The sequence below is a fragment of the Caproicibacter fermentans genome, assembly GCF_009746625.1.
Classification (GTDB): domain Bacteria; phylum Bacillota; class Clostridia; order Oscillospirales; family Acutalibacteraceae; genus Caproicibacter; species Caproicibacter fermentans.
On sequence record NZ_VWXL01000046.1, the window covers coordinates 1 to 24,653 of the forward strand.

At 51.1% G+C, this 24,653-nt stretch carries 21 protein-coding genes; 4 read left to right on the forward strand and 17 right to left on the reverse strand.

Annotation, left to right across the window (positions count from 1 at the left end; translation table 11 throughout):
• Positions 1-891: 891 nt before the first annotated feature.
• A complete protein-coding gene (locus CAFE_RS06360; RefSeq protein WP_156990137.1) occupies positions 892-1,623 on the forward strand; it encodes a carbohydrate-binding protein in 732 nt (243 codons plus the stop codon).
• 166 nt (positions 1,624-1,789) lie between these two features.
• On the opposite strand, the gene CAFE_RS06365 is transcribed toward CAFE_RS06360, so the two are convergent.
• The 5 genes from CAFE_RS06365 to CAFE_RS06385 form a co-directional block, all read right to left on the reverse strand.
• A complete protein-coding gene (locus tag CAFE_RS06365) occupies positions 1,790-3,085 on the reverse strand; it encodes a bifunctional folylpolyglutamate synthase/dihydrofolate synthase (RefSeq protein WP_156990138.1) in 1,296 nt (431 codons plus the stop codon).
• 28 nt (positions 3,086-3,113) lie between these two features.
• The gene (locus tag CAFE_RS06370; protein ID WP_066647414.1) at positions 3,114-3,371 is read right to left on the reverse strand and encodes a TfoX/Sxy family protein; all 258 of its coding nucleotides are present in this window, start codon (positions 3,369-3,371) and stop codon (positions 3,114-3,116) included.
• Between the two features lie 42 nt (positions 3,372-3,413).
• Positions 3,414-6,038 (reverse strand): valine--tRNA ligase, encoded by a 2,625-nt coding sequence (locus CAFE_RS06375; protein WP_156990139.1) that lies wholly within the window; start codon positions 6,036-6,038, stop codon positions 3,414-3,416.
• Positions 6,039-6,110: 72 nt separating this feature from the next.
• Positions 6,111-6,602 carry an LURP-one-related/scramblase family protein gene (locus tag CAFE_RS06380; RefSeq protein ID WP_156990140.1) on the reverse strand — a complete coding sequence of 164 codons (492 nt, stop codon included), beginning with the start codon at positions 6,600-6,602 and terminating at the stop codon, positions 6,111-6,113.
• Positions 6,603-6,735: 133 nt separating this feature from the next.
• The gene (locus tag CAFE_RS06385) at positions 6,736-8,382 is read right to left on the reverse strand and encodes a Na/Pi cotransporter family protein (protein ID WP_156990141.1); all 1,647 of its coding nucleotides are present in this window, start codon (positions 8,380-8,382) and stop codon (positions 6,736-6,738) included.
• A 258-nt stretch (positions 8,383-8,640) separates the two neighbouring features.
• Here CAFE_RS06385 and CAFE_RS06390 point away from each other — a divergent pair, with 258 nt between their 5' ends.
• The 3 genes from CAFE_RS06390 (at position 8,641) to CAFE_RS06400 (ending at position 10,784) form a co-directional block, all read left to right on the forward strand.
• On the forward strand, positions 8,641-9,753 hold the full coding sequence (locus tag CAFE_RS06390; RefSeq protein WP_156990142.1) for a DUF3810 domain-containing protein: 1,113 nt from the start codon (positions 8,641-8,643) through the stop codon (positions 9,751-9,753).
• A gap of 87 nt (positions 9,754-9,840) precedes the next feature.
• Complete coding sequence (locus CAFE_RS06395) at positions 9,841-10,173, forward strand: PadR family transcriptional regulator (protein ID WP_066647426.1); 333 nt, start codon at positions 9,841-9,843, stop codon at positions 10,171-10,173.
• Complete coding sequence (locus CAFE_RS06400) at positions 10,170-10,784, forward strand: DUF2812 domain-containing protein (RefSeq protein ID WP_156990143.1); 615 nt, start codon at positions 10,170-10,172, stop codon at positions 10,782-10,784. The genes CAFE_RS06395 and CAFE_RS06400 overlap by 4 nt, the downstream gene beginning before the upstream one ends.
• Positions 10,785-10,875: 91 nt before the next feature.
• Here CAFE_RS06400 and CAFE_RS06405 read toward each other — a convergent pair whose 3' ends face one another.
• The 12 genes from CAFE_RS06405 to CAFE_RS06460 form a co-directional block, all read right to left on the reverse strand.
• Complete coding sequence (locus CAFE_RS06405; protein ID WP_066647434.1) at positions 10,876-11,622, reverse strand: bactofilin family protein; 747 nt, start codon at positions 11,620-11,622, stop codon at positions 10,876-10,878.
• A gap of 443 nt (positions 11,623-12,065) precedes the next feature.
• The gene (gene htpG / locus CAFE_RS06410) at positions 12,066-13,958 is read right to left on the reverse strand and encodes a molecular chaperone HtpG (protein WP_156990144.1); all 1,893 of its coding nucleotides are present in this window, start codon (positions 13,956-13,958) and stop codon (positions 12,066-12,068) included.
• Positions 13,959-14,072: 114 nt separating this feature from the next.
• Positions 14,073-15,251: a cation diffusion facilitator family transporter gene (locus CAFE_RS06415; RefSeq protein ID WP_066647445.1), complete on the reverse strand. Its 1,179-nt coding sequence runs from the start codon at positions 15,249-15,251 to the stop codon at positions 14,073-14,075.
• 2 nt (positions 15,252-15,253) lie between these two features.
• Positions 15,254-15,775, reverse strand: a complete 522-nt coding sequence (locus CAFE_RS06420) for a FumA C-terminus/TtdB family hydratase beta subunit (protein WP_413814423.1) — start codon at positions 15,773-15,775, stop codon at positions 15,254-15,256.
• Between the two features lie 84 nt (positions 15,776-15,859).
• A complete protein-coding gene (locus CAFE_RS06425) occupies positions 15,860-16,783 on the reverse strand; it encodes a magnesium transporter CorA family protein (protein WP_066647454.1) in 924 nt (307 codons plus the stop codon).
• A gap of 344 nt (positions 16,784-17,127) precedes the next feature.
• A complete protein-coding gene (gene ftsZ / locus CAFE_RS06430; protein WP_066647771.1) occupies positions 17,128-18,222 on the reverse strand; it encodes a cell division protein FtsZ in 1,095 nt (364 codons plus the stop codon).
• A 166-nt stretch (positions 18,223-18,388) separates the two neighbouring features.
• On the reverse strand, positions 18,389-19,261 hold the full coding sequence (locus tag CAFE_RS06435) for a cell division protein FtsQ/DivIB (RefSeq protein ID WP_156990145.1): 873 nt from the start codon (positions 19,259-19,261) through the stop codon (positions 18,389-18,391).
• A 24-nt stretch (positions 19,262-19,285) separates the two neighbouring features.
• Positions 19,286-20,539: a UDP-N-acetylglucosamine 1-carboxyvinyltransferase gene (gene murA / locus CAFE_RS06440; protein WP_156990146.1), complete on the reverse strand. Its 1,254-nt coding sequence runs from the start codon at positions 20,537-20,539 to the stop codon at positions 19,286-19,288.
• Positions 20,540-20,599: 60 nt separating this feature from the next.
• Complete coding sequence (gene murG / locus CAFE_RS06445) at positions 20,600-21,730, reverse strand: undecaprenyldiphospho-muramoylpentapeptide beta-N-acetylglucosaminyltransferase (RefSeq protein WP_066647779.1); 1,131 nt, start codon at positions 21,728-21,730, stop codon at positions 20,600-20,602.
• Positions 21,731-21,748: 18 nt separating this feature from the next.
• The gene (locus CAFE_RS06450) at positions 21,749-22,855 is read right to left on the reverse strand and encodes an FtsW/RodA/SpoVE family cell cycle protein (protein ID WP_166525082.1); all 1,107 of its coding nucleotides are present in this window, start codon (positions 22,853-22,855) and stop codon (positions 21,749-21,751) included.
• A gap of 212 nt (positions 22,856-23,067) precedes the next feature.
• Positions 23,068-24,075, reverse strand: coding sequence for a phospho-N-acetylmuramoyl-pentapeptide-transferase (gene mraY, locus CAFE_RS06455; RefSeq protein ID WP_066647785.1), 1,008 nt, complete (start codon positions 24,073-24,075; stop codon positions 23,068-23,070).
• A gap of 14 nt (positions 24,076-24,089) precedes the next feature.
• Complete coding sequence (locus CAFE_RS06460; RefSeq protein ID WP_066647788.1) at positions 24,090-24,647, reverse strand: hypothetical protein; 558 nt, start codon at positions 24,645-24,647, stop codon at positions 24,090-24,092.
• Positions 24,648-24,653 lie beyond the last annotated feature (6 nt).

A 24,653-nucleotide genomic window follows, 5' to 3' on the forward strand; every position in this document is an offset into this window, starting at 1 on the left:
CGGTCTGACCCCGGCACAAGTTGCGGGCCTAAACCTTTCTGCCAGAAGCAAACGCAAGCTTTTCCTCGTCGCTTGAAGCAATTGGCTGATTTCCCTTCTTAATCTTTCATGTTTACTTTACAAAGCCTTTGAATTAGGGTAGTATACCCATTTTTATATGAATGATACATGACGATTAAAAAATCCCTTATCAAAAAAATAAAATAGAGACCAACAGTAATGCGGCTTTCGAGCGTTTTTGTAGCAACGCCGAAGCAACAGCATGTCCTTCCTGATTTATATAGCATAATTAATGCTATCAGACTTAGGACAAAAATCTTAACGAAGTTTGTCGACGCATAAAAATCAGCCCGCTCACATCAGGCGGGGCCTTTACTCACTTTACCGTTTTCCACCCTCCTCTTTCCCCTCAATCCCCTTTAGCTCTGTGTAGATCTGATCTCGTGCTATAGCCGAATGTCGCGATTTTCAATAATTTTTCCAATACTTTATCCATTCCCGTCACCCCTGTAATATTTCCTTCTAATTATTAAGATTGGAATAATTCACCCGAGGCTAATTTCCCCTGCCCGGTCCGCTGAGGCATTGCCTTGCAAATAATTCAGCTTGAATTTTAAAAGTTGCACAAAGCAAAAACAGATAGTTTGTTCTATCAGCAGTGCAAAAATTTAATTAATTATATCCATAAATTTACTGTAATTGTTAATTATGGGTTTATATAAAGTATAATATTACATCTAATATTTATTTTTATTAGGAAAGTCCTTTCTTTAATTTGTTAATTTTTAGACTTGACCTTATTATAGTATTGATTACAATAATACGTAGCTTGGAAAAATTGGTACCAACAATTTTAAGCAAAGTTAATCAAAATTAAGGAGGTTATATTTTATGCCAAGAAGTAAACATCTGTCACGCGCTATTTGTTTTGCTTTATCTTTTTGCTTTATGTTTTCGGCGGTCTTCTGCCTGTCATCCGCAAAAGCGTATGCAAGTACGGATCCGAATGTTCAGCTTCTTTACGCCCAGAGAGACGAGCCGGGCGAAGCTGCATACGGCGGCTACTTGGGATTCATCGACGTTAAAAATCTTGCGTATCAAAAAAATGTAACCGTGCATTATACAACAGACGGAAACTCCTGGAAAGATGTTTCAGCTCAATATTTGAAAAACGATCCCGAAGATCCACAGTATGACGTGTGGGAGTTTAGCATTTTTGCTCCTTCTTCACCCGTAACGTTTGCAATTAAATATGAAGTCAACGGTCAAACCTATTGGGATAATAATAACGGAAATAATTACACTCTTTCGCCGACGGACCCTATCGTTCTGGAAAAATGTGCGCTTAAAACCGCACAGCTCAAAGAAGGGTCTCCCACAGCGATATTCCTGAAAAACCTCGGATATGAAAAAACCGTGCTTGTGAAATACACGACAGACAATTGGGCTACTACTAACAGCGCAAACGCCAGTTATGAAAAAACTTTGCCGGGCAATGTTGAGCAGTGGAGCATACCGAGCGATCTTCCTCATGGCTCCAACGTAAAATACTTCGTATCTTATACTGTAAACGGCATTACCTATATCGATAACAACTTCGGTGAAAATTATACCAACTATTAAATATTACAATTCAATCAAAAAAAGGGCCGCTGCAAAACGAAAATTTGCAGCGGCCCCTTTTTTGTGTTTAAGAGTCATCCGGTTCAATGTTTTGTTGAAAACTTACGGCCTTTTTATCCCACCGGAAATTTATTCAGAAAGATTGCTCGAAATTTGCGGACAAGCTCTATTTTTCAGCTAAGTTCCAAAATTTGAGTGCGCGGGGGCGAAGGTCCCCCGCAAGATACAGGGATCCGCAGATCAGCAAAGCCCCGTCCGGTTTCAAATATTTACTCGCCTTTAGGAGCGCGTCGTCGAACCCGGCGGCAGGTTCCGAACCTGTGCCGAGCCGGAGCCAGCGCTGTGCCAGCATCCCGGCATTCATGGCGCGCGGGCTGGAAGGCTCCACCGTTATGACGCGGGCGAACAGCCCCGACAGATTCTTGAGGGCGTCGTCAACATCTTTGTCCTGCAGCATACCCATTACGGCGACAAGCTGCCGCCCGGAGAAATAACGGCGGACCGCGTCGGCCAGAGCGGCTGTACCGTCCGGATTATGCGCTCCATCCAGAATAATAAGCGGGCTTTGCGACAAGATCTCAAACCGGGCGGGAAACACGGCCTCGGAGCAGCCGTTGATTACCGCTTCGTCCGGAATGGAAAAACCGGATTCCCGCAGCACTTCCAAAACAGTTAGCGCCGTCGCAGTGTTTTTGACCTGATGTTCCCCAAGGAACGGGATTCGAAGTCTGGTGCCGCGCCAAAGCAGCTGCGTACCGGACAGATCGGAGGAAAGCTCCGTGACATCGGTGCGGGCCGCGTCTATAAAACGGTTGCGGCGCTCCGCGGCAATTCTGCGGATGGTCTCCAGGGCTGCGGGCTTTTGATCCGGGTAACTGACCGTTACGCCGCCGTCCTTGATGATCCCGCATTTCTCATAGGCAATCTGTTCCACCGTATCACCCAGAATTTTCGTATGGTCGAGAGAGATGGAGGTAATCACCGAAACCAGAGGCTTTTGAATGACATTGGTTGCATCCAGACGTCCGCCGAGCCCGACTTCCAGAACAACAAGGCCGCAGTTGTTTTCCGCATACCACAGAAAAGCCATCGCGGTGACGGCCTCAAATTCCGTGATGATTTCCCCCCGCGATTTCATCTCTTCGATCACAGGGAAAACACGGTCGGCAAGAGAAGCCAGCTCCTCACGTGAAATCATCTGACCGTTCATCTGCATCCGTTCACAGAAATCCGTAATATGGGGCGAAAGATACAGCCCCGTCCGGTACCCGGCGCAGCGGAGAACGGACGCAAGCAGCACACAGGTGGTGCCCTTCCCGTTGGTTCCCGCCACATGGAGAAATTTCAGCTTGTCCTGTGGGTTTCCAAGCCGTTCCATCAGCCCGCCGATGCGTTCCAGGCCGGGCCGCGAACCGAATTGCTGCAGCGCTTCAATTTTCTGAATTGCCTCTTCGTAGTTCATTTTTCCCTCTCGGTATAAAACGGGAGCATCAAAGCTGATGCTCCCGGTAGAATTCCTTCAGTTCCTTCTTATCCTTTTCTGAAAGTCCGTGCCAGCGAATTCCCTGCACCGCGCCTTCCAGCGCGCACAGACGGTTGTAACAGGCGGAGGGATCAAAGCCCTGGATACGAAGCCATGCTTCCCGGCTGCCGATTTCTCTGAGCTGCTCCGGCGTTTCGACGCCGGCCCGGCGGAGCTGCTGCCCCACCGCTTTGCCGATGTTCGGCATAGCCTCCAGTGTTTCCATTTCTGTTCCCTCCTATGATTGACAAAGCAGAAAACCGCGCCGCTATTTTAACGATTCCAGAGACGACTGGATCAGCGCAATATGGTCTTTCAGCTTCGCGGCGTTCTGCCGGACGCCTTCCACCACATTTTCAGGGGCTTTCGTAATAAACTTCTCGTTTTTCAGCTTCGCCAGCGCGGTTGTCAGCTGCTTTTGCGCTGCTTCGAGTTCCTTTGACAAACGGGTTTTCTCCGCCTCACGGTCAACCAGCTCATCCGTAGGAATCAATACTTTCGCATCCGGCGTAACAATCGTAACGGCATCCGTCACATTGAGGTCCGTGCCGATTTCAACGCGATTTGCGTAGGCGAGGCGCTCCAGAATCGCGGCGCCTTCCCGGAACGTTTCCGGTGACGCGGTGTCGACCGACAGATGCGTCCGACGCGACGGCGGAACATTCATTTCCGCGCGGCGGTTGCGAACGGCGCGGACGGCTTCCATAATTTTGCCCATTTCCTGCGCCGCTTCCGGGAAATTGTGGGCTTCCTGCGGAACAGGCCATTGGGAAACCATAATAGATTCGCCCTCGTGCGGCAGGGCCTGCCAGATTTCCTCGGTGATAAAAGGCATAAACGGATGCAGCAGCTTCAATGTTCCCGACATCACCCAGACCAGCACCCGGCGCGCGGTCTGAGCCGCTTTTTCATCGCCGGAATTCAGACGGATTTTGGAAATCTCGATGTACCAGTCGCAGAATTGATCCCAGAGGAAATCATACAGCTTCTGAACGGCAATTCCGAGTTCAAATTTATCCAGATTTTCCGTGACCTCTCCCGCTACGCGGTTGAAGGAATCCACAATCCATTTGTCCTCCAGGGCAAGATCTTCCGGAAGGGTACCCGGAACGTCTTTTCCTTCCAGATTCATCAGGATAAATCTGGCGGCGTTCCAGATTTTATTCGCAAAATTCCGGCTTGCTTCCACCTTTTCCTGCGAATAACGCATATCGTTCCCGGGGCTGTTGCCGGTTGCCAGGGTAAAGCGGAGCGCATCCGCGCCGTATTTGTCGATTTCCTGCAGCGGATCGATCCCGTTGCCGAGAGACTTGCTCATTTTGCGGCCCTGTGCGTCGCGCACCAGACCGTGCATCAAAACATTGTGGAACGGAACCTCGTCCATCTGCTCAATGCCCGAAAAAATCATGCGGGCGACCCAGAAGAAGATGATATCGTACCCGGTAACCAGCGTGTCGGTAGGATAGAAATAACCCAAATCAAGGGTTTTGTCCGGCCATCCGAGCGTAGAAAACGGCCAGAGTGCGGAAGAAAACCAGGTGTCCAGCGTATCCGGATCCTGCTTTAATTTTTTGGAGCCGCACTTTGGGCAGACATGGGGCTCTTCACGGGATACAATCGTTTCTCCGCAGTCCTCGCAGTACCATGCCGGAATCCGGTGCCCCCACCAAAGCTGGCGGGAAATGCACCAGTCCTTGATGTTCTCCATCCAATGGTAATAGATTTTAGAGAAACGATCCGGAATAAAGCGAACCTTTCCGTTCTGAACTTCCGTGATTGCGGGTTCGGCCAAAGGTTTCATCTTCACAAACCACTGCTTGGAAACGCGGGGCTCCACCGCCGTTCCGCAGCGGTAGCAGGCGCCGACATTGTGCTTAATCGGCTCAACCTTAATCAGGAAGCCTTCCGCCTCCAGATCTTTCACAATCTTTTTCCGGGCGTCCGCTCCGGTCATACCCGCGTAAGCGCCGCCGTTCTCATTGATATTGCCGCTCTCGTCCATCACATTGATGACTTCCAGGCCGTGGCGCAGTCCTACTTCAAAGTCGTTCGGGTCATGGGCAGGGGTAATTTTCACCACTCCGGTTCCGAAGTCGCGCTCGACGTATTCATCGGCAATCAGCGGAATTTCACGGTTTACCAGCGGGAGAATCAGCGTTTTGCCAACCAGATCCTTATAACGTTCGTCCTCCGGATGGACGGCCACGGCGGTGTCGCCCAGCATGGTTTCCGGGCGGGTGGTCGCAAGCTGGATATACCCGCTGCCATCCTTGAACGGATAACGGATATGCCAGAAAAATCCGTCGCGCTCTGAAAATTCCACCTCCGCGTCGGAAATGGAGGTTTTGCAATGGGGGCACCAGTTGATAATGCGCTCGCCGCGGTAGATCAGCCCCTTTTCATACAGGCTCACGAAAACCTCGCGGACGGCTTTGGAGCAACCCTCGTCCAAAGTGAAGCGTTCCCGGTCCCAGTCGCAGGAGGACCCCAGCTTTTTCTGCTGCTCCACGATTCTGCGGCCGTACTTTTCTCTCCAATCCCAGGCGCGCTTTAAAAACGCCTCGCGGCCGATTCCTTCTTTCGTCAGGCCCTCCCTGCGCATGGCCTCGACGATCTTCGCCTCGGTAGCAATGGAAGCATGATCCGTGCCGGGCAGCCAAAGGGCGCAGTAACCCTGCATCCTGCGGTAGCGGATCAGAATATCCTGCAGGGTGCAGTCGAGGGCGTGTCCCATATGAAGCTGCCCCGTGATGTTGGGCGGCGGCATAACAATGGTATAAGGCTTTTTTTCCGGGTCGCGTTCCGCATGGAAAAGATCACCGGACAGCCAAAAATCGTAAATTCGGTCTTCCACTTCCCGTGGGTCATAGGTCTTTGCCAATTCCCTGCTCATTTACTTTCCTCCAATCGGTCAAACACGCAGGTTTAACCGAATTATTATGCCACTTTCAGGATTTTTTGTCAATCAGCCGCCGGCCGGAACCGGAGCCGTACAGTTACCCGAAACGGTACAGTCAATCAAAACGGCAAGGCACAGGCAGAGGAGAATGTTTTCCCGGTCGTTTATGTCAACTCCATAGCAGTCTCCCGCCACGCCCCAGTACTTGCCGTGCGTCATGACGACCTGAGATGCTTCATTCAGAATATCGAAAGAACGGGTGAGAAAGCTTCCGCGAAAATGCCAGCGTTTCCCCCGTATCCTGACGGGCTTGCGCAAAGAGAAGCAGTTGATGGCAACATGGATTCTCTCTCCGCCCGCCGCGGCAGAATACTGAGCGGCACCGGAAATCCGCACGGCGGAAATCCGGCCGACAACATCGTGCGAGCCGTCCAGCAAAAAAAACCTGTTGCCGAAAGGAGTTGTTCTGCCGGTTACTTCATAGACCGGTTGGCCTTTGGAATTCAAGATGGTAAAAAGGCAACGGGCTCCCCCCACAGGCTTGATATAAAACTGCAAGCGGACCCCTCCCCTTCTGCGGCAAATTCTTTTTTAATCATACCATTTTTCTTGGGACGCGGCAAGCCGCTTATAAAAAAACGCCCGGGGCTTTTGCCCCGGCGCAGAAATTGATTTGACCGGATTCCGCGGATTATTTTCCTTCCGACAGAATCGGAACCCGCTTTGTATGCGACATGGAAAACGCGATATTCGTCGCATGATCCGCAATTCGTTCCAAATTAATCAGCAAGTCGTTGAAAAGCGCGCTGGACTCCGCGTTACATTGACCGTTGTTCAGCCTGCAAATGTGGTTTTCTTTCAGCTCTTCGGTACGGTTGTCGATCGTTTCCTCCGTATTGTTTACCGTGAAGGAAAGCTCCGCGTCGTTGCTGCCCAGGAGAAACAGCTGAAAGGAGTCGTCCAGTATGCTTACAATCAGGTTCTGCATCTCATGCAGTTCATCGGATGCAACGCTGCTCAGCGACGCTTTCCCGTCTATGACGATCTGCGCCTGCTCGCCTATATTCTCGCTGTGATCGCCGATTCTTTCAATATCGTTGATCACGTGGAACAGCGCGCCGACAATTTGGCGGTCGTTATCCTCAAGATCGAGAGCGTTGATCCGGATTAAGAAAGATGTGATCCTTTGATTCAGGAAATTGATGACGCTCTCGTTTTCCTCTAACTCCTTGATTTTCACAGGATCCTTGTCAAAGAGCGCGGCCATCGAGTTCAGAAAATTTGTTTTTGCCAGGCTGGCCATGCGGCCTACTTCCTTTAAAAGCTGCGATACCGCCACCGGAGGAGTGCTGAGAATGCGGGAATCCAGGTATTTCAGGCTCATGGCCTGCGAACGGGCGTCTTCACCCGGGATGATCTTGTAGGCCAGTCGGATCAGGACACCGCTCATCGGCAGCAAGAGCGCCGTTGTGACCACATTGAAGATAATATGCACCAGGAAAATCTGGAACAGCACATTTTCCGGCGACAGGAACATGACCAGCCGGGCAAACGGCGTGATGATGGTAATAACCGTAAACAGCGCCGCACCGATCACGTTGAACAACAAATGAACGATCGCGGTCCGCCGGGCGGTTCTGTTCGTCCCGATGGAAGAAAGCATGGCAGTGACGCAGGTGCCGATATTGAGACCAAAAATAACAAAGATCACGGATTTCAAATCAATCACGCCGGAAAGCGCGAGCGACTGAAGGACGCCCACCGTTGCGGAGGAACTCTGGATGACCGCGGTGAAAAGCATCCCGGCCAGCAGACCGATCAGCGGATTCTGGAAATTCGTGATAATGTCTGAAAAAAGCGTGGACTGTCCAAGCGGCTTCATGGCCGAGCTCATCGTGGACATTCCGAGAAAGAGAATACCGAAACCGGCGATAATCTGACCGATATGTTTCGAGTTGCTTTTCTTCGAGAACATGATCATCCCGACGCCGACAAAAACCGCCACCGGGGCAATCGCCATGAAATTAATTGCAGTGATCAGACCCGTCACGGTCGTGCCGACGTTCGCGCCCATGATAATGCCGACGGCCTGGGTCAAATCCATGATGCCGGCGTTGACAAAGCCGACCACCATGACCGTAGTTGCGGATGAGCTTTGGATCACGGCCGTGACCGCGAATCCGAGCAAAGCCCCCATGTATTTGTTCGTAGTCAGCCGTTCCGCCATTTCTTTAATCCTGGAACCCGCCGCAAGCTCCAGGGACTCCCCCATCAGCTTCATCCCGTACAGGAACAGTCCCAGGCCGCCAAGCAGCATCAAGATATTATCCAGCGTCATAGTTTCTCCTGCCAATCGTTTTATTTGCTATGTTTTCCTGATTAAATCTGATATACAGAGTTAAGCGTATCCGCTTTGTTAATATTCTGTAAAATCCATGTAAAATAATATTACGAAAAGCAGGCTGCTATATTCCGGTGCCGAAAATATCTTGATCTTGAAGATATTTTTTCTTTTCATGATTACTATTAATTACTTAGTAAGCGGAATTTGCAAATATATGTTATAATGAAAGAAAACTTTCATTCGGAGGAGAAAATGCGTCGGTACTTGCAACAAGCCGGAATCGGCAAGAGACTCTGGTTTCTGATTCTTTTCCCAGCGTCGCTGCTTCTTACCATTTGTGCCGACTTGAAGTCTTCGTTTGCGGAATGGTATGCGACCGGGTTCTATTCCGCTCTTTCCCGAACCGTGAACCGTATGACCGGACTCGTTCCTTTTTCCATTGCGGAAGTTCTGGTCATCCTGTGTTTTCTGGGCCTTCCAACCGCCATTATTCTGTTTAGCGTCGGAATTGTCAGAAAAAAAGGAGGCCGCGCCCCCTTCGCGCTGAAATCGGCAATTAATCTGGCGGTTTTTGTCAGTATTGTCTGTTTTTTATTTACCTTAAACTGCGGAATCAATTATTACCGCTACCCGTTTGCCGACACCTGCGGGCTAAAAGTGCAGCCCTCTTCCCAGGCCGAGCTGCAAAAGCTCTGCGCTTCGCTTGCTTCGGACTTGAACCGTCTCCGCCCCGGCCTTGATACAGACGGGCATGGCGTTATGAAGCTCCATTCGGGGAGCATCGGCAAAACCGCAGTGCAGGCAAAGCTGGCCTACGATAAGATCGAACAGGACTATCCCCTGCTGCGCTCAGGCTACAGCGCTCCCAAGCTCGTTACTTTTTCCAGACTGATGTCCCGATGCGATATCACCGGTATCTTTTTTCCTTTTACTTTTGAAGCCAATGTCAACAACGACGTTCCGGAATACACGATTCCCGTCACCATGTGCCATGAACTTTCCCACCTGCGCGGGTATATGCGGGAAGATGAAGCAAACTTTATCGGCTATCTGGTCTGCCGGAAAAGCGGCGATCCCGATTTTGAGTATTCCGGCGATATGCTCGCCTTCACTTACGCAAACAACGCGCTTTTTTCCGCCGATTCAGACGCCGCAGATCGTATTTACTCATCGCTTGATGACGGGGTCCGCCGCGACCTGTCTTTTAATTCGGCATACTGGAAACAGTTTGAAGGCCCGGTTGCGAAAGTCTCTAACAGCGTGAACAACCAGTACCTGAAAGCAAATCGTCAGGAGGACGGAGTCAAAAGCTACGGCAGAATGGTTGATCTTTTGCTGGCGCTGCAGCGAGCGAATCAACATTAAAATTTTCTTTCTCCTTGACAAAGAGATTTTTTAGTCTTATAGTAAGTTTAACGATATATCGGAAAACATAATAAAGGAGCAAACGCCTTGCATGAATCCTACCAGACCGGAGCATTGACGGAAATTACTTTTTATATTCTGCTGAGCACTTTTCAGCCTAACCATGGATATGGAATTATGCAGACGATTGAAACAGAGACGCAGGGTCGGCTTGTTCCGGGTGCGGGAACCCTGTACGGAGCGCTCCGCGTTTTGATAAAAAAGGGCTGGATCTCGCCCTGCGGTAAAACAGAAAACGGGCGCGGGCAGCTGTACCTGATTACAGAACAAGGAAAACAGGCGGTTGCGAAAGAGACGTCTCGAATCAACCGGCTGCTGCAAACGGCAAAAAAACTGACAGCAGGGAGGAATCTGCATTGATTAACAAGTTCAGAATACGTTATCTGTTCGCTCCTCTTTCGGGACGGGAAAAATGGCTGAATCAAATGGCGGCTTCCGGTTACCGTCTGAAAGGCGTCTCAAAACTTCACCGCTATTCTTTCGAACCATGCTCACCGAACGAATATGAATACCGGGTGGAATTCGCAGCCGACCGGTCCGCCGATGAACTAAGAAAGTACCGCGCATTTCTGTCGGAACTCGGAATCACCGCTTATCCCGTCAGCGGCAGCCTTGGAAAATACTCATACGGAAATATTCGGCTGCGCTGGTTTGGCGGGGCGAGAATCTCGCTTGCCACATCTCCCGGGAACATCAATTCCGAATTTTTAATCCTGGAAAAGAAGAAGGACGGAAAACCGTTTCAGCTTCATTCCGACTTGAACAGCCTGATGGAATACATGAGAAAATGCCGTGGGGCATGCCTGTCGCTTGCGATCTTTTTTGCGTTTTTTACCATTATGAATCTTTCAAAAGGGTTGTGGACAGAAGCGCTTCTATGCGCTTTGGCTTTTGTGATTCCCTTGATTTTTACAACTGTCTGGTCATGGAAAATTCATCTGGTTCAACGGGACCATAAAATACACGAATGATATAAAAATTGAAAAGCAGTCCCTGAAAAGCACGAGATGCTTTTCAGGGACTGCTCTGATTATAACCATCAGCTCTTCCGTTTTTGGTGCTTTACTGAGGATTTTCGGGGTTCTCGGGCTGCTGAACCGGCTGTGAAGGTTCTTCTCCGCCGACATCAATCGGGTCAATGCTGCCGTCGGAAATCTCAACCTTGCCCTTCATTTTCGCCCCGCTGCTGATCGTGATGGTTGTCGAAGTGATATCGCCGATAATGACGGAATTTCCCTGACAGCTGACGTTTCCCATTACATGGACGTTTCCCTTCAGCTTTCCGTCTATTGTCAGATTCCCGCACTTGATATCCCCGACAATGACGGAGTCACTGTCCACGTTAACATCTTCGGCCGCATTCAAACATCCCCGTACCGTGCAGGTGTATAAATCGATGCTGGCCCCCTGAACATTGCCAACCTGCTTTCCGTTGATTTTCACATTCCCCGAAGTCGCGATGCTGCCCGTCATGCTGCCAAGCATTTCAATGCTGCTGTCCGATTTTATGTCGCCGGTAATTGTCGTTCCCTGCGAGATCACCGTGACGTTTTTGGGAATTTCAGCAGTCGGATTTTCAAAATTTCCGGAGGGCTCCCCGTAACCGGAATCCGATTTTGAATGACCCTCATCATAAATCTCATCCTGTTTTGCCATGCCCGCACGGCTAAAATTCATGTTCTCCGCTTTTTCCCTGTTCATCGGGGCTGTTTCCTCCATCTCAAGGTCGGTGTCCTGATACGGCCCGTTCCAGATTTTTTTTACTATTTTGGCAAAGGTAGTCTCGCGGTTTTCGCTCGCGATATCCATGTGCTTTTGCCTCCAATATAAAACTGGGCTTGCGGCTACCAAAACAGCAACTCACTGCCTGTGCGTATAATGATAATACATAATCCGATAAATTTCCACTATTTTCTGGGTTTTCAGTAATTTTTTTTAATATTTAGGATGTTTTTTGAAGTTTTTGAATTTTAAGGAACAGTTACATGCGGGCAAAGCCCTGTTTTACTGGCAGCGCCTCAAGGCGCTCGGAGTTTTCTTACGCTTGCAACGGTACTTCTCACCCCCTGCCCCCTCCCATTTCATGGAAGCCGCCTGCTTTCGCTTCGAAATTAGAATGGGAGGAGTTTGGGGTAGGTTCGATGACATTTTCTGCTCAACGCTAAAGCTCTTCTGAACCCCCCGGCTATGCCGGGGGGGCAAAGGGCACAAAAAAACGGAGCCGGCTAACTTCGCCGGCTCCGTTTTTGCAGTTATTCCGTCATCAAGCTGCAAATCTGATTGGAGAATGCAACCGGATCGTCAATCGGCGCCCCTTCGATCAGCAGCGCCTGTGTATAGAGCAGAGACGCATAGGTCTTGAGTTTCTCCCTGTCAGAGTCATACAGCTTTGTGAGCTTTTCGAACACGGGATGGTTTGCGTTGATCTCCAGCACGCGTTGTGCCTTCACCTTGTCCTGCTCCGCGTTGGGAAGTGAATTCAGAACCTTTTCCATTTCCATTGAGATTGCTCCGCTTGTGGTCAGGCAGACAGGATGGGTTTTCAGCTTGTTGGAGAGAACAACGGCCTTTACTTTGCCATTGAGCGCATCCTTCAAAAACGCAAGCATGTCCTTATTCTCTTCTACCTTTTTGGCTGCCTCCTGTTTTTCCTCCTCAGTCTCCAGATCCAGATCGTCCGCGGAAACGGATTTGAACTCCTTATCCTGGTACTTTTCAAGCACGCGCACGGCAAATTCGTCGATCGGGTCGGTAAGATACAAAATTTCATATCCGTGGTCCTTCACAGCCTCGGTCTGCGGAAGCAGCTCAACCTTCTGCACGGTTTCGCCGCAGGCGTAATAAATATATTTCTGGTCTTCCTTCATTCGGGCGACATATTCGGCCAGGGTGGAATATTTTTCACCGGCCGAGGTGTGGAACAGCAAAAGATCCTTTAAAGCATCCTTGTGGGCCCCAAAGTCCTGGTAGACTCCGTATTTGAGCTGAAGTCCAAAGTTCCGGAAGAATTTTTCGTAGTCTTCACGTTCGTTTTTCAGCATGGATTCCAGCTCCGACTGGATTTTCTTTTCCACTCGGCCCGCGATAACCGTCAGCCTGCGGTCATGCTGAAGCATTTCGCGGGAGATGTTCAGGGAAAGGTCCTGGGAATCGACCAAGCCGCGGACAAAACTGAAATAATCCGGAAGCAGATCGGCGCATTTGTCCATAATCAAAACGCCGTTGGAATAAAGCTGAAGGCCCTTCTCGTACTCCTTCGTGTAAAAATCATACGGGGCTCTGGCCGGAAGGTACATCAGCGCGTGAAAAGTTGCAACGCCCTCTGTGTACATATGAATGACTCTGGCGGGGTCCTCGTAATCCATAAATTTGTCCTTGTAAAACTGATGATACTGTTCCTTTGTAATCTCATTCTTATTTTTCCGCCAGAGAGGAACCATGCTGTTCAGCGTTTCTTCTTCGGTATAGCTTTCATATTCATCCTTGCTGCCCTCTTTCAGGCGGCTTTTCTCCACGTTCATCCGAATGGGATAACGGATGTAGTCGGAATATTTTTTGATGAGGCTTCGAAGGGTGTATGCATCCAGATATTCACCGTACTTCTCGTCTTCGGTATCGGGCTTCAAATCGATGATAATATCTGTTCCGCAGGTTTCTCTTTTTTCGCAGGGCTCGACGGTATACCCCTCCGCGCCGTGCGACTCCCAGCGGAAGGTCTCATCGCCGCCAAACGCCCGGCTGACGGCGGCGACATGATCGCTGACCATAAACGCGGAATAGAATCCCACCCCGAACTGACCGATAATCTCGATATCCGGCTTCTTTTCAAATTCGTTTTTAAAATCGAGAGAACCGCTCTTGGCGATAGTGCCGAGGTTGGTCTCCAGCTCCTCCCTCGTCATGCCGCAGCCGTTGTCCGAAATCGTAAGCTTCCGGTTTTCCTTGTCCGGCACAATCCGAATGGCAAAATCGTCGCGGTTCAGCCCGGTATTTTCCTCTGAAAGCGTCTTATAATAAAGTTTATCGATGGCGTCGCTCGCGTTGGAGATTAGTTCCCTCAGAAAAATCTCCTTGTGAGTGTAAATCGAGTGAATCATCAGATCCAAAAGGTGTTTTGATTCCGCCTGAAACGGCTTTATCGGCATAAAAAATCCCGTCCTTTGCAAAAAAAGAATTAGCACTCAAAATGTCCAAGTGCTAATTCTTATTTTATTCTATCGGACGGAAAATTTCAATAGGACAATTGTTAAATTTTTGTATCATAATCGAGTCGGAACATAATCGTGGTCCACCGTGATGACCGGATAGCAATTTCCCGGAACTCCGCGCACCCTTTCCGTTATTTGCCTCACGAGTTCTTCATCCGACAAGGGAAACCCGAAGGAAACGCAAATGTCAAACACAAGATTGGCATGGGTCGGACCCCAGACGACGCGAAAATCGTGCATTCCGATCTCGGGAGAAATCTCGGCAATCAGCTGAGTAATCTGCCGTTTCAGTTCATTGGTCCGCGGATCATTCGTTGTAACCGGGTCCATGTGAATAACGAGATGAATCCCCTTTTTTTCCAGAAAGTCGCGCTCAATATTGTCTATGATGTCATGACTGAGCAGAATGTCCCGTTCGGCGGGCACTTCGCAGTGTACGGTTGCAAAGCAGCGCCCCGGACCGTAGCTGTGAACATTCAGATCGTGAATGCCGAGAATCCCGTCATAAGCGCTGATCGTGCGGTAAATATCATCCACGAATTCCCGGGTCGGCGCCTCGCCAAGCAGAGGATTCCCCGTTTCACGGACCAGCTGAAAGCCGGTAAACATGATCATGACGGCGACGACCAGACCCATATATCCGTCCAGGTTAAAACCGGTCAGCCGTGTGAGCACCGCCCCCACCAGAACGGCCGAGGTAGCCAGAACGTCGTTCATGCTGTCCGCCGCGGTCGCGGAAATCGTCGAGGAGGAAATCGTCTTTCCTACTCTGCGGTAAAAAGCGCCCTGCCACGCTTTCAGCAGAATGGAACAAACCAGCACCGCCACGACGATCAGGCTGAATTCGCTTTGCTCGGGACGGATTATCTTATTTATGGAAGTCTGGGCAAACTGGAACCCGGTTACAAACACAACCAGAGATACCATCAGCCCGCTGATATATTCGATTCTGGCATGCCCGTAAGGATGGTCGGAATCGGCAGGCTTCGCGGCCATCTTAAACCCGACCAGAGTAACGATCGACGATACGGAATCGGTCAGGTTGTTCACCGCGTCCGCCGTCACGGAGATGCTGTGAAACAGCAGTCCGACGGTTATTTTCCCGGCAAACAGAAACAGATTTGTCACAATGCCGACCAGGCCGGAAAATTTACCATAGCGTTCCCGTACCTGCGGATCATCGATATTCTGGTAATCCCTGACGAACAGCCGAATTAAAAGGCGTGTCATTTTTAACCCCCGAACAGACTGCCGCCATAACAGTCAATGGCTGTCAAAAGCGGAAAATCCTCAAATTCCAAACGCTTGACCGATTCGCAGCCGAGATCCTCAAACGCGATCACTTCCAGCGAACGGACGCATTGCGCGGCCAGAGCGCCGGCTCCGCCGATTGCGCAGAGATACACCGCTTTGTTGCGCCGGATCGCGTCCACAACCGCCTGCGACCGGTTCCCCTTGCCGATCATGCATTTCAGGCCCAAGTCCAGAAGGCGGGGCGCAAACACATCCATACGAGACGAAGTCGTAGGCCCGCAGGAGCCGATGGGCAAGCCGGGCGGCGTTGGAGTCGGCCCGGCGTAATAAACCGAAGCGCCGCAGAGCTCGAACGGCAATGGCTCCCCTTTGTCCAGCAATGCAAAAATTCTTTTGTGCGCGGCGTCGCGCGCGGTGTACACCGTTCCGCTGAGCAGCACACGGTCACCGGCATGCAGTGCGGCGGCGGCCTCAGACATCTCCTCGGTATGAATTCGAATGGAATCCACGTCATGATCCCCCTTTTTCTATGTAAAAAGGGAACCGCGCGGCAGTCCCCTCTTTGTACCGGATATGATTTTCCATTACAGCATTTTCTTTCTATGAAGAATCCAGTATGCGATCGCAATACAGAGGAACGATAAGGCGGCCGGAAACCAAAAGCTGGGGAACGGTATCCCCGTGACGTTCATCCCATAAGCGCCGGTAATCACCGCCGGCACCGAAAACAGCAGCGTAATGGATGCCAGCGCCTTCATTACGATATTCAGATTGTTGGAAATAACGGACGCAAAGGCGTCCATGGTTCCGGACAATATGTTCAGGTGTATGTTGGACATTTCAATGGCCTGTTTCACTTCAATCAAAACATCTTCCAAAAGGTCCTGGTCTTCGTCGTACAGCTTGATCACCCTGCCCCGCATGATTTTTTCCAGAGTGATTTCATTCCCTTTTAGGGAAGAGGAAAAATAAACAAGGGATTTTTCAATATCCAGCAGCTGCAGGAGTTCCGAGTTTTTCATCGACTCCCTCAGTTCCGATTCCACGGTATTGCTGATTTTATCGATCTGTTTCAGGTACTGCAGATAGCGGCTGGCCACGCGAAGCATGATATGCAGCAAAAAACGGGTTTTCAGATTGGTACGCACGCCCTTGACCAATCCCCGTGCGAATTCGTCGACAACCGTATTATCGCGGATGGAGATCGTGATCACATTTTTTTCCGCCAGGATCAGCCCCATCGGCATTGTGGAATAGGCCAGGCTCTTCCCATTCTGTTCCACAACCGGAATATCGATCACAACCAGTGTGTTATCATCCTCATTGTCGATATGGGAGGATTCCTCTTCATCCATTGCGGCACGAATAAAATCCGGCTCAATCGCAAAATCCGCAATCAGGCTTTCTATCTCGCGGTCGTCCGGAGCAACACAGTTGATCCAGCAGCCGGGCTCGCACGCCTCGATCTGCGTCATGCGTCCATCCACCGTTTTGAAGTAGGACAGCATTGTGCTCATCTCCTTTATGAAATTTTCTTCGCGGTTTCCCCAAAGGGTCGGGATTCACAATGCCACCCCCTTTAAAAATTTACTGATTTCTTTTCCATGAGCTATTATAGCACATAAAACGGAGATTGCAAGAGAGTGGGCGATATTTTAAGGCCTATTTTTCCGTACCGGTCGAAAAACATCTTCAGCAGGCTTTTTTGATTGATTTTAGCCATTTTATACTAAAACGCAGAGTCAAAACCTGTTTTTCATATGTTTCGCTTTTCCGGGAGATCTCATTCACGCAATCACCCCAAAGAAAAAGCAGACCCCCCTCGGGGTCTGCCTTCGGTGATACCTTTCATTCAGGATTTGCGATTGAAAATCTGCATGATATCGGTAAAATCGTCGTCCTCGATCGAACTGCCGTCGTGGACGGCAGCCCGCTCATGACTCCCTTCTTCCTGCTTTTCCTTCGATTTCGCAACGGGTTCGTCCCCGGCGGACGTTGCGAATCCCGTCGCGATGACCGTCACGCTCATTTCATCGTCCATATTTTCATCAAACGCTGCGCCCCAAATGATGTTCGCATCCTCGTGCGCCTGCGACGCGATCATGGACGACGCGGTTTCTATTTCATCAAGTCCGATGTCCGGCGAAGAGGTAATGTTGATAATAACACCCTTTGCCCCGTTGATGGCGGTCTCCAGAAGCGGGCTGGAAATCGCCATGTTCGCCGCTTCCTGGGCCTTCTCTTTGCCGGAGGCCCGGCCGACGCCCATATGCGCGTAACCGGCGTCTTTCATGACCGCGGTAACGTCCGCAAAATCAAGATTGACCAGCCCGGGAAGCTTAATCAGGTCCGAAATGCTCTGCACGCCCTGACGCAGCACGTCATCCGCGATGGAGAACGCGTTTAACAGGGTGATACGCTGCTCGCTGACCAGTTTCAGCCGCTCGTTGGGAATAACCACAAGCGAGTCCACATGCTCCCTCAGGGCCGTTATGCCGTTTTCCGCCTGTTCCATGCGGCGGCGGCCCTCAAACTCAAAAGGTTTGGTGACAATACCAACCGTCAGAACCCCCATATCGTGCGCGATTTCTGCCACAATCGGCGCGGCGCCGGTGCCGGTGCCGCCCCCCATGCCCGCCGTGACAAAAACCATGTCGCTTCCGCGGATTGCGGCCGCGATGGCCTCCCTGCTTTCGTCGGCGGCCTTTTGTCCCATCTCGGGTTTGGAACCGGCGCCCTTTCCATGGGTCACTTTTTCACCGATCTGAATTTTCTGCGTGGCTTTGGAACGGTAAAGCGCCTGCCTGTCCGTATTTACGCTGATAAACTCAACGCCCTGTACGCCCATGGCAACCATCCTGTCAATCGCGTTGCCGCCGCCGCCGCCGACCCCAATGACTTTTATTTGAACAATATTATCAAAGTCATTTTCAATTTCAAAAGGCATGTGCCGCAATCCCCCTTATGCGAATCCTTTTTTGTGTAACCGCCTGTATCGTAAATTTGTCAATTATATATCGTCCCATACTAAATTATTATACACGATTCAGGTTCAATTTCAATAAATATTTTCCTTTTTGCTCCAAATATAGCGCGAAAAGCCCGCAGCGCTTTCAAGAAGTCGTATCCGGATCAAAATAAGCGGTATCGTTATCCTCTACGGTCGAAAGATTCAGAACTCCTTTTTCCGTATCCTTGATGTTGCCATGATCAAACAGCGCCTTTGCGTAAAGGATTTTATAGTCAAGCCCGGAGGGCATCCCAAGGTTGATCGTAACGCGTCCGTCATAATTCAGCGTTATTGCGGAAGTCCGGCTGAAATCCAGTCCCGTTATTTTACCCAGACCGTTCTTTTTCACGGCGTTTTCCACATCCGTCAAAGACGTCTGAAGGGATTTGTTTGCAAAGTCGGCTTTGTTTCCGATCTTTGCGCTTTTCAGCGTGATGCCCTTGATGGGCGGACAGTTCTGCGGAAGCTTGTCCGCCAATTCCAGCACCCTGAAATCTTCGCTCAGCACCGCGTATTTTTTGGAGTATTCCACCGCTCCGCAGACCTTAGCTTCCGAAACCTGAATGCTGATCCCCGCAGGAAATTTTCGTTTGACCTTGACAGAACCGATATAGGGAAGGCTGCTTTGAATCTTTTTTTCCGCCTGCTTTGTTTTCGCCAGGAAAAGGTTCTCCCCTGTTTTGATCCCGCACGCGCTTTTAATCTGCTCCTGGGAATAGCGGGAGGTGCCGGTCACCTCTACGGAATCGATTTTGAAAAGCACTGTGAGCGATAAGACCGCCGCCGACGAAATCACTGTGACAAACAGAAGAATATAAAAAATCAAAAGCGCCCTTCGCCTGCGCCGCCGTCTGTTTTCAGCGCGGACTCCGGCCCGGGAGGGCACGCCGACGTTCTCCCTCCGGGCAGACCTGTAAGCACCGTTTCCCATATCGTTTACACGCGACGTGTGCCGTCCGTTTTTCAAATCCCTCATGTTCCAGTTTCCTTCCGGCGAAATTCAAACGCGCCTGATATCCGCTCCCAGCAGGGCAAGGTTTTTTTCAATAGACTCATAGCCTCTGTCCAGATGATGCAGGCCGTACACTTCCGTTATTCCCTGTGCGGCTAAACCGGCCACCACCAGAGCTGCTCCTCCCCGCAGATCCGATGCCTCCACCGTAGCCCCGGAAAGCCTCTTTACGCCTTCGACAACAGCGACCCGCCCTTCCACCTTAATGTTTGCTCCAAGGCGAAGCAGTTCGCCTACATGTTTGTAGCGGCTTTCAAAAATGTTTTCCACAAACATGCTGGTGCCCTCCGCCAGAGTCGTCATCGCCATGACAGGAGCCTGCGCATCCGTTGGAAAACCCGGATACGGCATCGTCCTGATGCTCTTAATCCGGCTGAGATGCTTCGGGGCCGATATCCGTATGGAGCTGTCGTAAAGATCGACCTGACATCCGCTTTCTTCCAAAGCCGGTATGACGGGGGCCAAATGTTCCGGTATCACGCTGGACACTGTCAGCGTGCTTCCCGTAATCGCGGCTGCCGTCATAAAAGTCGCCGCCGCAATGCGGTCAGGTATGACGAAATGCTCGCATCCGGTCAGACGGCGGACCCCTTCCACACAGATCGTACTGTTGCCCGCTCCGTGGATTTTAGCTCCGCAGGAATTCAAAAAATCTGCCAGATCGGAAATTTCCGGCTCGCGGGCCGCGTTGTTGATCACGGTTTTCCCCTTTGCCAGACAGGCCGTAATCATGATGTTTTCGGTAGCCCCGACGCTCGGAAAAGAAAGGTTGATCACGGCGCCCTTCAGGCCGTTCGGAACCACACAGTCCAGACAACCGTGATCCTCTCTGATGTCGACCCCCATTTTTCTCAGTGAGGATAGGTGCAGGTCAATCGGGCGCGGGCCAAGCTCGCAGCCCCCTGGAAAAGATAGAATTGCCCGATCCAGACGGCTGACAATCGCACCCAGAAAAATGATTGAAGAGCGCATCTCCCGCATCAGGTGGTCGGGGATATCGTAGTTTTTCGCTGTAAGCGGGTTAATAACGACGTCTCCCGCAGTACGCTCCACTTTGCAGCCGAGATGCCGAAGAATCTTAATGGCTGTGTCCACATCTGAAAGCGCAGGACAGTTATGTAGGACGCATTCTCCTGCGCATAAGAGCGACGCGGCCATCAACGGCAGCGTACTGTTTTTGGCCCCGTGAATCTGCACTTCTCCTTTCAGCTTTTTTGTGCCATGTATCAGCAGTTTCGACATAGCAACACCCCCACATAATCTGGTAACATATTATGCTTTTAAGGGGATTGCGGTGACGGCTCAATCAGCCGGAGGCTGGTTCAGAATTTCACGGATCATTCTGTAGATTCTGTCGCAGGAATCGGGAATAGCCATTTTTTTCGCATTTTCCGCAAGCGTTTCTATTTTTCCCTGTTGAGAAAACAGTTCCTGTACCTTTCGGCACAGTCCCCCACCGGTTAAATTTTTCTCCTCAATCATTTCAGCTGCGCCGCGGTCAACCATTGCCATTGCATTATGAAACTGATGATTTTCCGCTACATTCGGCGATGGAATCAAAATGGACGCTCTGCCGACCGCCTGAAGCTCGCTCAGGGTAATCGCGCCGGCGCGGCAGATGACGAGATCCGCGGCGGCAAGGCAGTCCGGCATATTGCCGATATATTCTCGAATATCCATTTCTTTGCGGTCCCTTGTGTCCAGACCCTTTTCCAAAAGCAGGTCGGGAAACCATTTTCCCCATTGACCGTATCCGTGAATGTGCTGGTAACGGCCGCTCTTGGCACTCTGGACCAGCAATTCCGCCACAGCCTCATTGATCTTTCTCGCTCCCAGACTTCCGCCGAAGGAAAGGATCAACGGGCGGCTGTCAAGCCCGAGCTTTGCCCTTGCCGCCTTCCGGTCGGTCCGAATCACCTCCTGCCTGACCGGATTTCCGGTCAGCACGCATCTTGCGGCAGGGCTGAGGTGTTTCTGCGCGTCGGCAACGGCGAGCATGGTCCTGTCCGCCCTTTTTGACAGCATCTTATTGGTTACTCCCGGAAACGCGTTCTGCTCGTGAATCACGGACGGAATCCCAAGACGCATCGCTTCCCGGATGACGGGCCCGGAAACATATCCTCCCGTGCCGACGCAGATGTCCGGATGAAACTCACGGAGAATGCGGCGGGCTTCCACTGTGGAAGTAAACAGGCGGGCCGCCGTTTTTCCATTTTTAACAAGATTCCGAAAGCTCAGACTGCGCTGAAAGCCGGAAATCGTGATGCTTCGGAAATCGTATCCCGCGGAGGGTACAAGGCGCTCTTCCATTCCGCCCTTCGCGCCCACATACAGAATTTGGGCGTCCGGCTCTTTTTCCTTTATGTACCCGGCGATGGCGAGAGCCGGGTTGATATGGCCGGCGGTGCCTCCTCCGGCAAAAAGAATTCTCATTTTCAACCCTCTGTTCTTCTACGTTTTTTCTATGGCCGACGTTCGCGAGATCGAGAGAACAATCCCCATTTCGGCCAGAAGTATGACAAGCGAAGTGCCTCCGTAACTGAAAAACGGCAGACTGATTCCGGTATTCGGTATGGTGTTTGTAACAACGGCGATGTTCAGAATTACCTGAAGACCCACCTGAACCACAAGCCCGATGCCAAGCAGCATGCCGAATTTATCTTTTGCCCTCAGAGAAATGGTGATACCGCGCCAGATCAGCATGGCAAACAGAATAATAATAATCAGGGCGCCGATGAAACCAAGTTCCTCACAGACAATAGCAAAGATAAAATCGTTCTGCGGCTCCGGAAGATACAGGAATTTCTGCCGCGACTGGCCCAACCCAAGCCCGAGCAGCCCGCCGGAACCGATGGCGAACAGCGACTGCCGGGTCTGCCAGGTATCCGCGATCATCTGCGGAGTCGCATTGGAGAAAGGATCCAGCCAGGCGGTGATGCGGTCGCTCGCATAAGCGTATTCCTTTGCAAAAAGGACGAGATAGGCAACTCCGGCTCCCATCACGCTGAACGCGCCGACAAACCAGCGAAGCTTCACCCCGCCGATAAACAGCATCACAGCGCCCAGCAGCGTAATGATAACGGTGGCGGAAACATGGGGCTCCCACATCAGCAGGGCAGCGGTCATGCCCAAAATCAGCGCGTAGGGCAAAACGCCGTACCGAAACGTCCCCATTCGGTTAAAGTTCAGTGATATCAGATGGGCGAATATCAAAACAATCGAGAACTTGGCGATCTCGGAAGGCTGAAACTGCCCCAGTGGGCCAACGTTAATCCAGCGATGCACTCCGTTGATTGCCGGCATAAACCGGACCAGCACAAGCAGCGCGTATGAAATCAGCAGAATCGGAATCGCGAATTCATGAAAATGATGATAGTCAAAATAGGAAACGGCCATCATTACAAATATGCCCAGTACGGCGAAAATCGCCTGTTTGCTGATAAAAAAGTAACTGTTCCCGTTATGGCGGTAAAAAGCGTTTGCATAGCTGGCGGAAAACATCATGATCAGCCCGATAATCAGCAGGACCAGAACAAGGAACAAAAAAGGCAGATCCATGCCGGAACGAACCGAAAAGATACGGAATTTCTTCCGGACCTTTCTGCCGTAAGAGGTGGCTTCACGAATCTCTCCGGCGGGGTGTTTTGCGGCTCCCCGCGGCATGGGAGTTACAGAAGCCTCGTTTCGTGCCATGATTGTCCCCTCCTTCCCGTATCAGATACTATTGAAGCATATCGCCGCCGCCGAATCTGTCGTATCCTGTGAAAAGATTAAAAACCGTAGAACACTAGCAGCGCGGAAACCGCACCGAAAAACGCCGTGACAGCGCTGAAAACAAAGCAGATTTTCACTTCGCTCCAGCCGCAAAGCTCGAAATGATGATGAATGGGGCTCATCTTGAACAGACGCTTTCCATGTGTTGCCTTGAAATACGAGACCTGCAGAACGACGGACAGGATTTCGCAGAGATAGATGATTCCGATCGGCAGAATCAGAATCGGTGCGTTTACGTTAAACCCAAGCGCGCAGACAAGTCCGCCCAGAAACAGAGATCCGGTATCCCCCATAAATACTTTTGCGGGATTAAAGTTCCATATCAGAAATCCCAGGCATCCTCCCGCGGCGGCCGCCGAAACAATGCCCACGGGAACAAGCCTGAAAATGCCGGCAATCACCATGAAGGAAGCGGACGCGAAAAAAGTGACGGAAGCGTTCAGCCCGTCAATGCCGTCCGTAAAATTAACGGCGTTTACCATCCCGACGATTCCAAGAAGCGACAGCACCCAGTACCACAGGCCCAGATCAACGCCCCCGGAAAAAGGAATCAGCGTAACGGAACCCGAGCCGAACCTGTAAAGGGTATAAAGGTACGCCCCGGCCACAAGAAACTGAAGAACCAGCTTCTGCCGGACGGTAAGACCCAGATTTCTCTTTTTCACCACTTTGATGTAATCGTCAAAAAAGCCGATCAGACCAAATCCAAAGGCCATCAGCAGACCCCCCGCGATTTTGGTTCTCATAGCAAGATTGGTCTGGCTGAGCCCTTCCGAACCGTAATATGCGGAAAGACAGATTGCAGAAGCCACAGCGATTCCGACGATAAACAGAAAGCCGCCCATCGTCGGGGTTCCGTTTTTCTTTCGGTGCCATGACGGTCCGACGTCACGAATTGTCTGGCCGAAATTCACGCGGTGCAAAAACGGCACCATCCATTTCCCCAGCAGCGCGGTTATCCCAAACGATACTGTCGCCGCAATCAAGGTCCACAAAGAATTCATGTTTCAATTCACCTTTATTCTGTAAACTGTCCCTGCGATTTATACATGAGCCCGTCGGTGCAAGATTCCTGAAGCTCCCTGCGGTTCAGCGCCGTCAAGACGTCGGCAAACGGAATTCCTGCGCCTACGGCCGCACAAGCGGCCGCCAATGCCCCGGCGACTTCCGAAAGATCTCCGCCGGGGAGACGCACCCGGCCGATTACCCCAAAACCTACAATCTCAAAGGCGACGTCTCCGTTCGGAGTCGTGCGGACGTCGCGGGCAGTGAAATCCGCTTCGTTGCGCACCATTGAAAACGTGATGGTCCGGGCTGCTCCGGCAGCCCGGTCCGAAAGCTCTCGCTCAACGACGCAGACAGACCAGTCTCTCGGGTCAAATTCAGCCGCATCCCCACACAAGAGGAGCACCGGTTTTGTCGCGACGGGCGGCAACGGGTCACCGTATTCCACAACAAGGTTATGCTCCCTGCCGCAATTAAGAAAAATTTTCTTCAGCAACGCGGCCGCACGCCCATCCTTTTCAACGATTGCGACGGCTTTTGTGCAATGGCCGCAGTCCGTCGTGCTTTTCATCGAATC

Coding starts and splice junctions, on each gene's coding strand:
- mraY (WP_066647785.1), bottom strand. CDS start 24,075: ATGAATTCTTTGTGGACCTTGATTGCGGCGACAGTATCGTTTGGGATA.
- CAFE_RS06415 (WP_066647445.1), bottom strand. CDS start 15,251: ATGACACGCCTTTTAATTCGGCTGTTCGTCAGGGATTACCAGAATATC.
- htpG (WP_156990144.1), bottom strand. CDS start 13,958: ATGCCGATAAAGCCGTTTCAGGCGGAATCAAAACACCTTTTGGATCTG.
- CAFE_RS06390 (WP_156990142.1), top strand. CDS start 8,641: ATGCGTCGGTACTTGCAACAAGCCGGAATCGGCAAGAGACTCTGGTTT.
- CAFE_RS06375 (WP_156990139.1), bottom strand. CDS start 6,038: ATGAGCAGGGAATTGGCAAAGACCTATGACCCACGGGAAGTGGAAGAC.
- CAFE_RS06370 (WP_066647414.1), bottom strand. CDS start 3,371: ATGGAAACACTGGAGGCTATGCCGAACATCGGCAAAGCGGTGGGGCAG.
- murG (WP_066647779.1), bottom strand. CDS start 21,730: ATGAGAATTCTTTTTGCCGGAGGAGGCACCGCCGGCCATATCAACCCG.
- CAFE_RS06460 (WP_066647788.1), bottom strand. CDS start 24,647: ATGAAAAGCACGACGGACTGCGGCCATTGCACAAAAGCCGTCGCAATC.
- CAFE_RS06425 (WP_066647454.1), bottom strand. CDS start 16,783: ATGCTGTCCTACTTCAAAACGGTGGATGGACGCATGACGCAGATCGAG.
- CAFE_RS06365 (WP_156990138.1), bottom strand. CDS start 3,085: ATGAACTACGAAGAGGCAATTCAGAAAATTGAAGCGCTGCAGCAATTC.
- CAFE_RS06360 (WP_156990137.1), top strand. CDS start 892: ATGCCAAGAAGTAAACATCTGTCACGCGCTATTTGTTTTGCTTTATCT.
- CAFE_RS06450 (WP_166525082.1), bottom strand. CDS start 22,855: ATGGATCTGCCTTTTTTGTTCCTTGTTCTGGTCCTGCTGATTATCGGG.
- CAFE_RS06405 (WP_066647434.1), bottom strand. CDS start 11,622: ATGGATATCGCGAGCGAAAACCGCGAGACTACCTTTGCCAAAATAGTA.
- ftsZ (WP_066647771.1), bottom strand. CDS start 18,222: ATGCCTTTTGAAATTGAAAATGACTTTGATAATATTGTTCAAATAAAA.
- murA (WP_156990146.1), bottom strand. CDS start 20,539: ATGTCGAAACTGCTGATACATGGCACAAAAAAGCTGAAAGGAGAAGTG.
- CAFE_RS06385 (WP_156990141.1), bottom strand. CDS start 8,382: ATGACGCTGGATAATATCTTGATGCTGCTTGGCGGCCTGGGACTGTTC.
- CAFE_RS06435 (WP_156990145.1), bottom strand. CDS start 19,261: ATGAGGGATTTGAAAAACGGACGGCACACGTCGCGTGTAAACGATATG.